The following is a 14,729-nucleotide window of genomic DNA, read 5'->3' as shown; positions in this document are numbered from 1 at the left end:
GCACCGAAAATGCGCTCCTTCGCGCATTTTCCAAACAGACTCTTACGCATATTTACGGATAGGTCGCCGCCTGCCGCCGCGTCATGCAGCCCCAATGGATATGCGATTTGACATGGCGCAAAAGACCGCCGCCGCCCCGATGGCCCGCAGCTGCGGCGGGCAATCCTGCGACATGTGCGTCGTGCGCGACCATGCGATCTGCGCCGACCTCAATGATGCCGATCGCGAGGCGCTGAGCCGGATCGGGCGGCGGGTGGCGCTGCATGCCGGGCAGACGGTCATGTGGGAGGGCGACGACAGCACCGTCGTCGCCAATGTGATCGAAGGGACGCTCAAGCTCGCCACCTCCACCGGCGACGGGCGCGAACAGATTGTCGGCGTGGTCTATGCCTCCGACTTTATCGGCCGTCCCTTCGGCGCGCGCACGCCCCATAGCGTCACCGCGCTGACCGACGCCCGGCTCTGCCTGTTTCCGCGCGGGGCCTTTGACGGCTTTGCGATGCGCCATGGCGAATTGCAGCATCGGTTGTTGCAACGGACGCTGGATGATCTGGATCGCACACGCGACTGGATGCTGCTGCTGGGGCGCAAGACCGCGCGGGAGAAGGTCGCCACCTTCCTGCTGGACATGGGCCGCCGCCTGCGCGCGGACGCGGACGGGGTGATAGAGCTGCCTTTGTCGCGCCAGCAGATCGCCGATGTGCTGGGCATCACCATCGAAACCGTGTCGCGCCAGATGACCGAAATGAAGCGTGAGGGCGTGATCGATCTGGTCGGCCGGCGCGGCGTGCGACTGGTCGATATTGGCGCGCTGGAGGCGCTGGCGGAGGCAGCCTGAACCAACCTCCGTTCGGTTCGAGCCCTTCGACTGCCTGCCAAGGCAGGCGCTCTGGACAGGCTTGTCGAGAACCCTCCCGCGCTGACTTCTCGACAGACGGTTCTCGACTTCGCTCGAACCTGCTCGAAGCGAACGGAACTTGTTATTGCCCCCTCCTCACCCTCCCCCTACGCACTATCCCGTAAAGACCCGCACCGCCGCTTTTGACAGAGGTCAAGGCATAAGGGCGGCGTCCACGCCAAGGACGTCGCAAAAGCCTTTTGCGGGGACAGGTCGATGGACAGACTGGTTTTGCGGACGGGCGGCTGGTTCGCGCTGGCGCTGATCGCCTTTGCGGCGATGCTGGCGGCGCGGGACGGCGGCTTTGCCGTCCATATGGGGATAGTGAGCGCGGTGGCGCTGGGGCTGGCCGTCTATGCCATGCGCAGCGCCGATTATGCCGGCTTTGCGCGCGGCCTTCTGAAGATGCCGGCCGATCAGGGCAAATATTATGACGATGTGATCCGCTGGGGCGTGATCGCCACCGTTTTCTGGGGACTGGCCGGTTTTCTGGCGGGGCTTTACATCGCCTTGCAACTCGCCTTTCCGGCGCTCAATCTGGGCCTGGAATATACCAGCTTCGGCCGCCTGCGCCCGCTGCACACATCGGCGGTGATCTTCGCCTTTGGCGGCAATGCGCTGCTGTCCACCAGCTTCTATGTCGTGCAGCGCACCTGTCGCGCCCGGCTGTTCGCGCCGAAACTCGCCGACTTCGTCTTCTGGGGATATCAGCTTTTCATCGTGCTGGCCGCGACCGGCTATCTGCTGGGCATTACCGAGGGCAAGGAATATGCCGAGCCGGAATGGTATGTCGACCTGTGGCTGACGATCGTCTGGGTCTGTTACCTGATCGTCTTCGGCGGCACGGTGATCAAGCGCAGCGAGCCGCATATCTATGTGGCCAACTGGTTCTACCTCGCCTTCATCCTGACGATCGCGATGCTGCATATCGTCAACAATCTGTCGATGCCGGTCAGCCTGCTCGGTTCCAAAAGCTACAGCGCCTTTGCCGGGGTCCAGGATGCGCTGACGCAGTGGTGGTATGGCCATAATGCGGTGGGCTTCTTCCTGACCGCCGGCTTCCTGGCCATGATGTATTATTTCGTGCCCAAGCAGGCGGAACGGCCGGTCTACAGCTATCGCCTGTCGATCATCCATTTCTGGTCGCTGATCTTCCTCTATATCTGGGCGGGTCCGCATCACCTGCATTATACCGCCCTGCCCGACTGGGCGCAGACTTTGGGCATGGTCTTTTCGATCATGCTGTGGATGCCCAGCTGGGGCGGGATGATCAACGGCCTGATGACGCTGAACGGCGCGTGGGACAAGATCCGCACCGATCCGATCATCCGCATGATGGTGATGGCGCTGGCCTTTTACGGCATGTCGACCTTCGAAGGACCGGTCATGTCGGTGAAGGCGGTCAACAGCCTGAGCCACTATACCGACTGGACGATCGGCCATGTGCATAGCGGCGCGCTGGGCTGGAACGGCCTCATCACCTTCGCCTGCCTCTATTATCTGACGCCGCGCCTGTGGAAGCGGGAACGGCTGTACAGCCTGCGCCTCGTCAACTGGCACTTCTGGCTCGCGACGCTGGGGATCGTTCTCTACGCCGCCGCCATGTGGGTCGCGGGCATCATGCAGGGCCTCATGTGGCGCGAATATGGGGCCGACGGCTATCTGGTCTACAGCTTCTCCGAAGTCGTGAGCGCGATGCTGCCCATGTATCTGATCCGCGCGGCGGGCGGCCTGCTTTACCTGTCGGGCGCGATCATCATGGCCTGGAACATCGGCATGACTATCGCAGGCAAGCCTCTGCGCGACGAAAAGCCGATGCGCGACGCGGCCTATGATCCCGGTGCGGACAAACCTCTCATGCCTGCTGCCAACTAAAGTCCCGTTCGCCCTGAGCCTGTCGAAGGGCCGTCCTTTTCTTCCGAAGAAAGGACAGGGCTTCGACAGGCTCAGCCCGAACGGAATTAAGGTTCCTTCGAGGACAAAGACAATGACAAGCAAACCAAAGGGTAGGTTTTTCGACCATGGCACGCTGGAGCGGAATATCTCGCTGCTCGGCATCGCATCGCTGGTCGTCGTCGCCATCGGCGGCATCGTGGAGATCGCGCCGCTCTTCTGGATCGACAACACGATCGAGAAGGTGGAGGGCGTGCGCCCCTATACCCCGCTCGAACTGGCGGGCCGGAACATCTATATTCGCGAGGGCTGCTACAACTGCCACAGCCAGATGATCCGCCCCTTCCGTGACGAGACGGAACGCTATGGCCATTACAGCCTGGCGGCGGAGAGCATGTACGACCATCCCTTCCAGTGGGGGTCGAAGCGCACCGGGCCCGATCTGGCCCGCGTCGGCGGCCGCTATTCGGACGAATGGCATGTCCAGCATCTGAAAGACCCGCGCGCCGTGGTGCCGGAATCGATCATGCCGACCTACCCCTTCCTCGCCGAGCGCGAGTTGAACACGGGCGACATGCGCGGCGACCTGACCGCGCTGACGCGGGTGGGCGTGCCCTATAGCAAGGAAGATGTGGCGAAGGCCAATGACGACCTGAAGGCGCAGGCCGATCCCAATGCCGACGCGACCGACCTCCTCAAACGCTATCCCAAGGCGCAGCAGCGCGACTTCGACGGCAATCCGGCGAAGCTGACCGAGATGGATGCGCTGGTCGCCTATCTCCAGATGATCGGGACGCTGGTCGATGTGGATACGGCAAGACCGCAGGAGGAGCCGCGATGACGTACGACGCGCTTCGCCACTTCGCCGACAGCTGGGGACTGGTGTTCATGGGGGCAAGCTACCTCATCCTCGTCGGCTGGCACTTCCTGCCGCGCGGCCGCCGCCACAGCCGCGACGCCGCCACGATGATCTTCAAGAATGACCAAACGGAGGCCGACAATGGCTGACGGACAGGACAAGAAAATCGACGCCGCCACCGGCACCGAACTGAAAGGGCATGAGTGGGACGGCATCGCCGAACTGGACACGCCGCTGCCGCGCTGGTGGCTGTGGACCTTCTACGCGACCATCCTCTTCGCGATCGGCTATGTGATTGCCTATCCGGCGATCCCGATGCTGCATGACTATACGCGCGGGGCTTTGGGCTGGTCGAGCCGGGGGGCGCTGAACAAGGAACTGGCCGCGCGGGAGGCGGAAATCGCGCCGCTGCGCCGGGCGATCGCCGACACGGCCATCACCGACCTGCCCGGCAAGCCGCAACTGATGCAGGCCGCGGTCGAGGGCGGACGCGCAGCGTTCAAGGTCCATTGCGTCCAGTGCCATGGATCGGGCGCGGCGGGGGCGAAGGGCTATCCCAACCTCAACGACGATGACTGGCTATGGGGCGGCGATCTGGCGACGATCGAAAAGACGATCACCGACGGCGTGCGCAACCCCAATCATGATGCGACCCGCGTGTCGATGATGCCCGCCTTCGGCCGCGACCAGTTGCTGACCAGCGCGCAGGTCAATGATGTGGTGGCCCATGTCCGCGTCATCAGCCGGCAGGACCGGCCAAACGCCGCGTCGCAGCGCGGCGCGAAGCTGTTCGCCGACAATTGTGCAGTCTGCCACGGCCCGGATGGCAAGGGCACGCGGGCGCTGGGCGCGCCGAACCTGACCGACGGCATCTGGCTCTATGGCGGCGACGCGGACACGATCCGCGAAACCGTGTGGAACAGCCGTCAGGGCGTGATGCCGCGCTGGGACGACAAGCTGGACAAGGCGACGATCCGCATGCTGGCGACCTATGTCCACAGCCTGGGCGGCGGCGAAGCGACGCCAGTGGAAGCGGGCAATGCAGCGCAGTGAGGCCTTCCTCCCCGGCACGGGGAGGAGGACCGCCGCGAAGCGGTGGTGGAGGGGGTATGCCCCCAAACGCCACGGTTGCGTCAGCTTGCCCGCCCCCTCCGTCAGCGCTGCGCGCTGCCACCTCCCCGTGCCGGGGAGGAGGGGATGCTGATGCCAGCCGGGTCCAGCGCCCTCTATGAAAAGCGCAAGGGCGTCTATCCCAAGGCGGTCGATGGTTTCTATCGCCGCCTGAAATGGGCGATCATGGCGGTGACGCTGGCCATCTACTGGGGCACGCCCTGGCTGCGCTGGGATCGCGGGCCTTATGCGCCGGATCAGGCGGTGCTGATCGATCTGGCGCATCGACGCTTCTACCTGTTCGCGATCGAGATATGGCCGCATGAGTTCTACTATGTCGCGGGCCTGCTCATCATGGCGGGGATCGGCCTGTTTCTGGTGACGTCCGCCGTGGGCCGGGCCTGGTGCGGCTATGCCTGCCCGCAGACTGTGTGGACCGACCTCTACCAGCATGTCGAACGCTTCATCGACGGCGACCGCAATGCGCAGATAAGGCTGGCGAAAGCACCATGGAGCGCCGCCAAGATCGCGCGCCGCTTCGCCAAATGGGCCGTCTGGCTGGCCATCGCCCTCGCCACCGGCGGCGCATGGATCTTCTATTTCGCCGACGCGCCCACGCTTCAACACGCCTTCTGGCACGGCACAGCAGCGCCCGTAGCCTATGCCACGGTGGCCGTACTGACCGCGACGACCTTCGTGCTGGGCGGCTTCATGCGGGAGCAGGTGTGCATCTATATGTGCCCCTGGCCGCGCATCCAGACGGCGATGCTGGACGAAAAATCGCTGGTCGTCACCTATAAGGACTGGCGCGGCGAACAGCGCGGCAGCGTGAAGAAGGCGCAGGCCAGCCCCGATCTGTTCGGCGACTGTATCGACTGCAACCAGTGCGTCGCCGTCTGCCCCACCGGCATCGATATTCGCGACGGGGCGCAGGTCGGCTGCATCACCTGCGCCCTGTGCATCGACGCCTGCGACAAGGTGATGGCGCAGGTCGGCCGCCCCCGTGGCCTGATCGATTATTGCACGCAGGAAGATGCGGAGGCGGAAAAGCAGGGCGCTCCCCCCCGCCCCGTTCTCAGGACACTGCTGCGCCCCCGCACATTGGCCTATGCGGCGGTGTGGCTGTCCATCGGTGCGGCGATGCTGTTCGCGCTGGGCGCGCGCACCCGGATCGACATCGCCGCGCAGCAGGACCGCAACCCGATCTTCGTTCGGTTGTCCGACGGGGCGATCCGCAACGCCTATATGGTCAAGGTCCGCAATATGGAGGCGCGGCCGCGCCCGGTGACGGTCGCTGTCGATGGCCTGCCCGGCGCGATGCTGTGGACCGACGCCATGCCGCGCGGACAGGCGAGCGCGACCGTGACCGCCACCGTTCCCGCCGACAGCGTGGCCAAGCTGCGCCTGTTCATCGCCGCCCCTGCTCCCGGACCGCAGCGGCAGGATTTCGCCTTCACCGTCCGCGCCACCGACCGCGAAGGCGGCGGCGACCGCGAACCCGCCCGTTTCGAAAGGCCCTGACATATGATCCGTCGCTTCACCGGCTGGCACATGACCGGCATATTGGTCGCCTTCTTTGCCGTGGTGATCGCCGTCAATCTGCTGATGGCGACGGTCGCGATCCGGTCTTTCGGCGGCACGGTGGTCGACAACAGCTATGTCGAAAGCCAGAAGTTCAACCGCTATCTGGCGCAGGCGCGAGCGCAGGATCGCCTCGGCTGGACGGATGCCGTGGCGCTGGACGCCGCGCGCCATGTCACGCTGGCGCTGACCGACAGCGCTGGCGCGCCGATCCGTGATGCCCGCATCGCGGCAGTGGCGCAGCATCCGCTGGGCCGTGCGCCCGACATCGCCATCAGCTTCCACGAAACCGCGCCCGGCCATTATGTCGGCGATGTCCGACTGCCCGCCGGGCGCTGGCAGTTGCGCGCCGACATCAACCATGGCGCACAGCATCTGTTGCGGGAGGTTTTCTGATGGCGACCCAGCCTGTTTTTGCCGAGGCCCCCGTCCCCGACAGCATCGAAAGCCTGTTCGCCGTCCCCGCGCTGCATTGCGCCGGCTGCATTGCCAAGATCGAGCATGGCCTCGCCAAAGTGCCGGGCATCGAGGGCGCACGGGTCAACATGACGGCCAGGCGCGTCGCCATCCGCCATGATCCCGCGCTTAGCCCGCCGGACCTGAAGGCCGCGATCGCCGCCATCGGCTTCGACGCTGAACCGCTGGCCGACCCCGGTGTGGATGTCGCCGCCGCCGAAAATCGCGCGCTCATACGGGCGCTGGCGGTGTCGGGCTTCGCCGCGATGAACATCATGCTGCTGTCGGTGTCGATCTGGTCCGGCGCGGATGGGGCCACGCGGCAGATGTTCCATTGGCTCTCCGCCCTCATCGCCCTGCCTACGGTCGCCTATGCGGGCCAGCCCTTCTTCCGATCCGCCTTCGCCGCGCTGCGACAGGGGCGCACCAATATGGACGTGCCGATCAGCATCGGCGTGCTGCTGACCACGGGGATGAGCCTGTATGAAACGCTGACCGGCGGCCATCATGCCTGGTTCGACGGGGCGGTGATGCTGATCTTCTTCCTGCTGGCGGGCCGGTGCCTGGACAGCATGATGCGCGGCCGGGCGCGCGCCGGCGTCGCCGCGCTGCTGAAGCAGACCGCGCCGGGCGCCATGGTGCTGGACGCACAGGGCGCCAGCCGCTGGGTGCGGGCCGATGCGTTGCGGCCGGGAATGCATATGCTGGCCGCCGCAGGGGAGCGGCTGGCCGCGGACGGGCGCGTGGTCGATGGGAGCAGCGGTCTGGACATCGCCTTCCTGACCGGGGAGAGCGCGCCCGTCTGCGTCAGTCCGGGCGACGGCGTGCAGGCCGGCGCGCTCAATGTCGACGGACCAATCATCGTGGAGGTGACGGCGGCCGGCCCGGATACGGTGATCGCCGACATCGCCCGGCTGATGGAGGAAGCGGCGCAGGGCAAGTCGCGCTATGTGCGGATCGCCGACCGGGCGGCGCGCCTCTATGCGCCCTGCGTCCATCTGCTCGCCGCCCTCTCCTTCGCCGGGTGGATGATTGCCGGGGCGGGTGTGCATCAGGCGCTGCTGATCGCGGTCGCCGTGCTGCTGATCACCTGTCCCTGCGCATTGGGGCTGGCGGTGCCGGCGGCGCAGATCGTGGCGTGCGGCGCTTTGATGAAGCGCGGCGTGCTGGTGAAGGACGGGTCGGCGCTGGAACGGCTGGCCGAAGTGGACCAGGCCGTGTTCGACAAGACCGGCACGCTGACGCTGGGCCGCCCCACCCCGCGCGACATCGACCGGCTGGAGGCGCAGGACAAGGGCATAGTGCTGGCGCTGGCGCGCGGCAGCCGCCATCCGCTGAGCATCGCGCTGCGGCAGGCGCTGGAAGCGGAGGGGGTGACGCCCGCGCGACTGGAGGACGTGCGCGAACAGCCGGGCGAAGGCATGAGCGGTCGCTTCGCTGGCGAGACCGTGTCCCTTGGCCGTCCCCGCAGCCTGATCAGCCTGTTCGATCTGGCCAGCGAATATCGGCGCGGTCCCACCGTAACGCTGCTGCGCTTTGCCGACGCCCCCCGCCCCGATGCGGTCGAAACGCTGGCCGATCTCAACGCCATGGGCGTCGCGACCCTAATCGCCAGCGGCGACCGGCCCGAAGCGCTGGAGGCGATCGCCCGCGCCACCGGCACGACCGCGATCGGCCACCTGCGCCCGCAGGACAAGCTGGCGCTGATCGGCCGGCTGAAGGCGGCAGGCCATAGGGTATTGATGGTGGGCGACGGCCTGAATGATGGTCCCGCACTGGCGGCAGGCCATGCCAGCATGGCCCCGGCCTCCGCCAGCGACGCCAGCCAGCTGGCCGCCGACGCCGTATTTCTGGGCGACCGGCTGGCCCCGGTGACGATGGCTGTGCGCACCGCCAGGCGCAGCGTCGCCGTGGTGAAACAGAATTTCGCGCTGGCGATCGGCTATAATATCTTCGCCGTGCCGCTGGCGATTATGGGCCATGTCACGCCACTGGTCGCCGCCATCGCCATGTCAACCAGTTCGCTGGTGGTGATCGCCAACGCCCTGCGCCTGAAGGGAGCCGCACGATGACCGGCATTTCCATCCTGATCCCGATTGCTCTCAGCCTTGGCCTGCTGGGTCTGGCCGCCTTCTTCTGGGCGCTGCGCGACGGCCAGTTCGACGATGCGGACGGCGCCGCCGCCCGCATCCTGATCGATGAGGAATGATGATTTCACGCCAAATCCGTTCGCCCTGAGCTTGTCGAAGGGCTGTCTTTTTGCAAACGCTTCAAGAACAGAACGGGGCTTCGACAAGCTCAGCCCGAACGGAAGTTGGGCGATCCCTATTGAACTAGGGCCGATCGACATTCAGATGATGGCGGAGCGAAAATGGTGGATTTGCGTGACCCGGAGCGGAGCGTACTCAAAGTACGTGAGCACCGGAAGCACGGAAATTCGCCATTTGCAGCCCGCCAGGGCTGAATGTCGATTGGTCCTAGAAGCGCACGCCTATGCCCATCCAGATGCGCGCCGGATCAATAATATAGCCCGACGCCTCATAGTTCAGCCGCTTGTCGAACAGGTTCTGCACACCGCCATGGACGGTGAAGGCCGGCGTGATCTTGTACGATCCGCCAATGTCCACCACCGTATAGCTGGCGGCGAAGATGTTGCTGCCGCTGATCTGCGCTTCGGTCACGGCTTCCTTGCCGCGATAGACGGCGCGGGCATAGGCGGACAGGCGCTGGTCGGGCTTCCAGTTCAGCGATGCGCTGGCCTGCTGCTTGGGCGTGTCGTTGAGCGCCGCGCCCGCCGCCGCGCCGGTCAGCTGTTCGGAATCGGTCAGCGTGCCCGACGCATTGACCCGCAACGTGCTGGTCAGCGGGAAGTCGACCGACAATTCGATGCCGCGCACCTTGGCCTTGTCGACATTGACATAGGTCGTGGGCGGACGCCCGATGGTGCTGAGCGGCTCATCGACGCACCAGGCCCCAGCCTCGATACAGGTCACGCGCGTGATCTTGTCATTGAAGCGCGTATCATAGGCGGTCAGGCTGGCGTTGAAGCGTCCGCGTGAAAAGAGCAGGGCCGCTTCGATCGTGCGGGATGTTTCCGCCTCCAGATCAGGGTTGCCATAGATGGTGCCGCCCCGGCTGGTCTGGCCCCAGTCGGACAGCGTCTGGCGCAGGCTGGGCGCGCGGAAGCCCTGCGAATAGCCGCCCTTCAGCGTCAATGCCTGATTGATGTTCCACACCGCATAGGCGCGCGGGGTCCAGTGCACGCCATATTGTTCGTCATTATCCATGCGGATGCCGCCGGTCAGCGCCAGTCCATCCAGCAGCTTCAGCTCATTTTCCGCGAACAAGGCCCAGCTGGTGCGCGTCGTGCCGGTGGTGGTGGACCCGGACAGGCGGTTCCCGGTCAGGTCGGTCAGGTCTTCATAGCGATAAAAGCCGCCCACGGTCAGCGTGTTGGATGGCAGCGGCACGACCCACAGGCTCTGCGCGACCGTGTTCTTCACCTGCTTTTGCGCGGTGACGTTTTTCGCATCCTCATATTGCAGATAGGATTCGGAACTGGCGAAGCCCCATTTGCCGCTATGGCTGATCGACCCGACCTTGCGCCGCTGATCCTGCACGTCCACCGTGCCGGCCGGCGCAGTTGCCGAAGCTTCGATCGTCTCGCCCGAAACCTGCGTCACCTTCTGGCGATAATAGCCCGCCTCCAGCAGGATTTCGTGCCGGTCGTTGAGCGCAAAGCCGACCTTCCCGGCCAGGCTCTGGTCCAGCCGCTCGGGCGTGCCGCCGATCACCTTGTCGCCTTCGCGCCGGTTGATCGCGCCCTGCAATTGCAGGCCCACGCCGTTCGTCACCGGGCCGGACAGATAGAAATTGCCGTCGCCGAAATTGCCATAGTCGCTGCCCAGCTGCATCGTGCCGTTGACCCGCGCGCTGCCGCGCCAGTCGCTGCCGATGCGGCGGGTGATGATGTTGACGACGCCGCCCATCGCATCCGATCCGTAGAGCGAGGACATGGGGCCGCGCACCACTTCGATCCGCTCGATCGCCTCCAGCGGCGGCAGCTGGCCGCCTTCGCTGATATTGCCGCCATTGGTGCGGGATTCGCGGGAGGAAAGCCGCTTTCCGTCGACCAGGATCAGCGTATATTGCGGTGCCATGCCGCGAATGGAGATGTCGCGACTATTGCCCTCGCCCGGCGTCACCGTGACGCCCGGAACCTCCATCAGCGCGTCGGTCACTTCGCGATAGGGCAGCCGGTCGAGCTGTTCGCGGGTGATGACGCTGATCGATGCGGGGGCATCGCGCACTTCCTGTTCACGGCCGGCGGCGGTGACGACGATTTCGCTGCTGTCGGCCTCCGCCGCCCACGCCGGGGCAAGCATGGTCAGGACCGGGACGAGCGCGGTGGCGCGCAGAAGGGACTGGACCTTCACGTAGGAAACTCCTCTGGATGAAATGATAGGCCGGGCGAAGAAGGACTTGCCCGTTTCGGGTCACGGCAACGCCGCGCCCTTCATGTCGATGAATGTGCGATCCCCCGGCGTCTTGAGATGACGCATCTAGTTGCGATTGCTTCGCAGCCGCATGTGTCGCATCCGCGCCGCCATGCCAAATATCAAATCTGAATAGCGATTGTGCGCGATATGATCGCCGCGCACTATCCGATCAGGCGGCGGTCGCCAGCATCTCGATCAGCCATAGGGTGGCGGGATCACGGGCGCTGCGCTCATGCCAGAGCAGCCAGTAATCGAAGCCCGCCACCTCTTGCGGCGCGGGCAGGCAGGCAAAGCCGTGCGACCGGGCAAAGCGTTGCGCCGCCCGGTCGGGCATCGTCAGGATCGCATCGCTCGCCCCGATCAGGTCGGGCGCGGCGTAGAAATAGGGCAGGCGCGCCACCACCCGCCGCTCGTCGGCCCGATCGCCCAGGCTAGCATGGACATGGTCGACATGGGGTTCGCCGATGCTGATCGCGACATGCGGCCAGCGCAGATAATCGTCCAGCGTGACGCTGTCCTGCGTCGCCAGCGGATGATCCGGCCGCACGATCAGCGACTGGGTTTCGCGGAACAGATGGCGCGAATGGGCCAGCGACAGGTCCGGCTCCAGCCCATAGATGACCAGATCCAGTTCGCCCGCCGCCAGCTTGCGGAACATATCTTCTGAAAAGGCGGACACATCGATGCGGCAATCGGGCGCCGCCGCGCCGATCGCCGGCAAGGCGGGCGACAGCACCGACAGCACCCCATAATCGGTCGCCGCCATGCGAAATACCCGGTCCAGCGTTTCCGGCGCGAAGTCGGATGGCGCCAGCATCGTCGTGGTCAGGGCCAGCCAGTCCTCCAGCGGCTGGGCCAGTTCCACGCCGCGCCGCGTCAACGTCATGCCCGCGCCAGACCGCACCAGCAGCGGATCGGCCAGCAACTGGCGCAATTGCCCCAGCGCGCGGCTGACCGTCGGCTGGCTCAGGCCCAACCGCTGCGCCGCGCGGCTGACGCTGCGGGTCTGAAGCAGGATGCTGAGCGTCACCAGCAGATTGACGTCGAGCGGACGGATCGCGCAGCCCCTTCCCTTACAGCGCCGTCAGCAACAGGCCCGCCGCCGCCGCCGGCATGGCCAGCCCATAGGCGATGCGCGGCCGCCAGGACAAGAGCAGCACCAACGCCGCGCCGCCGATACAGAGTTGCCCGATCCAGGCGACCACGCCCAGCCCCGCGCCGAACCGCATGATCGCCACGATCGCCGCCAGCGCCAGCAGCGCCCAGCCCAGCGGCCGCGCCGCCCGCATCGACGGCATCGCCGGCAAGGGCCGGGCGGGCCGATATTTCTTGACCGCCAGCGCCAGACTGGCCAGCGCGGCATAGCCGATCAGCCCGGTTTCAAACGACATCGACCGCCTCCCGCGCAACCATAGTGAGCGAAGGCGCCGCCGATGGTGGCAGGGGCTTGCGCTTGCGCACCGGCGCGGCCTTCACCTGCGTCGCCCGCCATGCGCCAAAGCCCAGCAGCGCGCCGATGGCGATCATGGCGATGTCGAACGCCACGAACAGCGTGTCGCCGCGCATCAGGCTGGCGATCAGCCCCCGGTCCGTCGTCGCCATATTGACCAGCGGCAACGCCAGGAAGGCGGCGGCCGACAGGCCCAGCGCCTCCGGCCAGGCGCGCTTTACCGGACGCAGCAACATCAGCGCGGCCATGCCGAACCACACCCAGTACATCGCCTTGACCTCCAATGCCTCACGCCCCGCCAGATCGGCCGGGATCAGCCGGTTGGCCAACAGGAAGGCCGCCATGCCCGCCGGCAGGCAGGCGATGGTCGCGATGTTCAGCCGCTCGAGCAGACGGAAGCCGAAAAAGGGCTTCGCACCCGACTTGCGCCGCTTGGCGGTCCATAGCAACAGGCCGGTGCCGACCATCGCCGTGCCGGTCAGCCCCAGCAGAAAATAGGTCCAGCGCAGCACCGGCCCGGCATAATTGCCCAGATGCAGGCCCAGCATCACGCCCGCCGTCGCGATCGCCGCGCCGGGCGCAGGCGATGCCGACAGGCGCGCGCCGGTGACGCCGGAATAGGTGATGGAACCGGCGCGGGCGTTGATCTGGTCCGCGCTGCTGCGCTGGATCGTCACCGTCGCCGCCGCATCATTGGGATTGCGGATGACAATGGTGCGCGGCGTCCCCCCGCCCCATTCGGCGCGCGCCGCATCGACCATCGGGCCGATCGACGCCAGCGGCGCGGCTCGGCCGGCGGCAGGCACCTCCTCGTCCCGGCCATAGGCTTCGGCGTAGAAAGTGGCAGGCTTGGCGTAATTGGCCACCGCAGGCCAGGGCATGTACATCGCGACCAGCGTGATCAGGCCCGTATAGGTGATCATCGCATGAAAGGGCAGCGCCAGCACCGCCGACACATTATGCGCGTCCAGCCAGCTGCGCTGCCCCTTGTTCCAGCGCAGCATGAAGAAATCGGCGAAGAAGCGCTTGTGCGTCACCACGCCGGATATGATCGCCGCCAGCATGAAGATGGCGCAGACCCCCGCCAGCCAGCGGCCCCAGGGATGGGGCAGCTGCAACTGGAAGTGGAAGCGATAGAAATGCTCGCCCCCGCGCGTTTCCCGCGCGGTCACGGGCGCGCCGGTCGCCGGGTCCAGCCGGATTTCCGGGCGACGGGGCGCGGGCGGCGCATCGGGATCGGGATTGGGCCGGGCGCGCGCGAAGATACGGGTTTCCACCATGCGATCGTCGGGCAGGTAGATATACCATTGCTCGTCATCCGGCGACGTCGCCTGCATATGGGCGACCGCCAGTTCCGCCGCATGGCGCGGAGACACCGGCGCCAGCTGCAATTCGGGCTGCATCCAGCGGGTAATCTCCGGCCGGAAATAGCTGGCCGTGCCGGTCAGGAACATGGCGAACAAGATCCATCCGGCCAGCAAACCCAGCCAGGTGTGAATCCACGCCATCGACTGCCGCAGGCCGCGCGGCGCCTCCATCTCCGTCGCCTTGCTCATGGGTGTCTTGCTCATGGTCGCGGCCCCATCAGCCACAGCAGCCCGACTGACAGGATCGCGCTGCCCCAGATGACCGCCGCCACGCGATGCAGCCGCCTTTCATGGAAAGCCCATAACGCCAGCAGGGCATAGATCAGGAAGGACAGGATCATCCCCCATGCCGTCGCCTCCGCCCGCGAAACCGGCAGGATTCGCGCCAGCAGTGACGCAAGGGCCGACGCAGCCGCATAGCCGCCGACCAGCGCGGTCAGGCAACGGGCGGTCATGGCAATGGCGCGCACCGGCGCGCGCCGGGACGGTGTCAGGCTGTCAGTCTTCATGCGCTCCCCTTGGCGGCGACGGACTTGCCTCTACCCGATGGCGCGCCTAGTGGCAATTGCGAATCATTATTACTCGCATCCGCAACAGGGGAGGATCGCATGACCAA

The 14,729-nt window shown here is 66.0% G+C and carries 14 protein-coding genes; 9 read left to right on the top strand and 5 right to left on the bottom strand.

Annotation, left to right across the window (positions count from 1 at the left end; genetic code table 11):
* Positions 1–94 precede the first annotated feature (94 nt).
* From ACFOKF_RS04275 to ccoS, 9 genes are all read left to right on the top strand, one after another.
* The gene (locus ACFOKF_RS04275) at positions 95–838 is read left to right on the top strand and encodes a Crp/Fnr family transcriptional regulator (protein ID WP_380793433.1); all 744 of its coding nucleotides are present in this window, start codon (positions 95–97) and stop codon (positions 836–838) included.
* 276 nt (positions 839–1,114) lie between these two features.
* On the top strand, positions 1,115–2,773 hold the full coding sequence (gene ccoN / locus ACFOKF_RS04270) for a cytochrome-c oxidase, cbb3-type subunit I (protein ID WP_380793431.1): 1,659 nt from the start codon (positions 1,115–1,117) through the stop codon (positions 2,771–2,773).
* A gap of 112 nt (positions 2,774–2,885) precedes the next feature.
* Complete coding sequence (gene ccoO / locus ACFOKF_RS04265) at positions 2,886–3,632, top strand: cytochrome-c oxidase, cbb3-type subunit II (RefSeq protein ID WP_380793429.1); 747 nt, start codon at positions 2,886–2,888, stop codon at positions 3,630–3,632.
* On the top strand, positions 3,629–3,799 hold the full coding sequence (locus tag ACFOKF_RS04260) for a cbb3-type cytochrome c oxidase subunit 3 (RefSeq protein WP_380793427.1): 171 nt from the start codon (positions 3,629–3,631) through the stop codon (positions 3,797–3,799). Before ccoO ends, ACFOKF_RS04260 begins: the two co-directional genes overlap by 4 nt.
* Positions 3,792–4,703, top strand: a complete 912-nt coding sequence (ccoP, locus tag ACFOKF_RS04255) for a cytochrome-c oxidase, cbb3-type subunit III (protein ID WP_380793425.1) — start codon at positions 3,792–3,794, stop codon at positions 4,701–4,703. Before ACFOKF_RS04260 ends, ccoP begins: the two co-directional genes overlap by 8 nt.
* A gap of 144 nt (positions 4,704–4,847) precedes the next feature.
* Positions 4,848–6,281, top strand: a complete 1,434-nt coding sequence (gene ccoG, locus ACFOKF_RS04250) for a cytochrome c oxidase accessory protein CcoG (RefSeq protein WP_380793423.1) — start codon at positions 4,848–4,850, stop codon at positions 6,279–6,281.
* A gap of 3 nt (positions 6,282–6,284) precedes the next feature.
* Entirely contained in the window at positions 6,285–6,737 is a 453-nt protein-coding gene (locus ACFOKF_RS04245) for a FixH family protein (RefSeq protein ID WP_380793421.1), read from the top strand.
* Complete coding sequence (locus ACFOKF_RS04240) at positions 6,737–8,869, top strand: heavy metal translocating P-type ATPase (RefSeq protein WP_380793419.1); 2,133 nt, start codon at positions 6,737–6,739, stop codon at positions 8,867–8,869. Before ACFOKF_RS04245 ends, ACFOKF_RS04240 begins: the two co-directional genes overlap by 1 nt.
* Positions 8,866–9,006, top strand: coding sequence for a cbb3-type cytochrome oxidase assembly protein CcoS (gene ccoS / locus ACFOKF_RS04235; protein ID WP_298398644.1), 141 nt, complete (start codon positions 8,866–8,868; stop codon positions 9,004–9,006). The genes ACFOKF_RS04240 and ccoS overlap by 4 nt, the downstream gene beginning before the upstream one ends.
* 268 nt (positions 9,007–9,274) lie before the next feature.
* Here ccoS and ACFOKF_RS04230 read toward each other — a convergent pair whose 3' ends face one another.
* From ACFOKF_RS04230 to ACFOKF_RS04210, 5 genes are all read right to left on the bottom strand, one after another.
* On the bottom strand, positions 9,275–11,233 hold the full coding sequence (locus ACFOKF_RS04230; RefSeq protein WP_380793417.1) for a TonB-dependent receptor domain-containing protein: 1,959 nt from the start codon (positions 11,231–11,233) through the stop codon (positions 9,275–9,277).
* Positions 11,234–11,465: 232 nt separating this feature from the next.
* Positions 11,466–12,326, bottom strand: a complete 861-nt coding sequence (locus tag ACFOKF_RS04225; RefSeq protein WP_380793415.1) for a LysR family transcriptional regulator — start codon at positions 12,324–12,326, stop codon at positions 11,466–11,468.
* 43 nt (positions 12,327–12,369) lie between these two features.
* Positions 12,370–12,687, bottom strand: a complete 318-nt coding sequence (locus tag ACFOKF_RS04220) for a DUF3325 domain-containing protein (RefSeq protein ID WP_380793413.1) — start codon at positions 12,685–12,687, stop codon at positions 12,370–12,372.
* A complete protein-coding gene (locus ACFOKF_RS04215) occupies positions 12,677–14,317 on the bottom strand; it encodes a PepSY-associated TM helix domain-containing protein (RefSeq protein ID WP_380793411.1) in 1,641 nt (546 codons plus the stop codon). Before ACFOKF_RS04215 ends, ACFOKF_RS04220 begins: the two co-directional genes overlap by 11 nt.
* Complete coding sequence (locus ACFOKF_RS04210; RefSeq protein WP_380793409.1) at positions 14,314–14,622, bottom strand: hypothetical protein; 309 nt, start codon at positions 14,620–14,622, stop codon at positions 14,314–14,316. The genes ACFOKF_RS04215 and ACFOKF_RS04210 overlap by 4 nt, the downstream gene beginning before the upstream one ends.
* Between the last annotated feature and the right edge of the window lie 107 nt (positions 14,623–14,729).

The organism is Sphingobium rhizovicinum (assembly GCF_042647625.1).
GTDB lineage: Bacteria > Pseudomonadota > Alphaproteobacteria > Sphingomonadales > Sphingomonadaceae > Sphingobium > Sphingobium rhizovicinum.
Note: the sequence above shows the minus strand (reverse complement) of the source record. Positions and strands in the feature narration are given on the sequence as shown.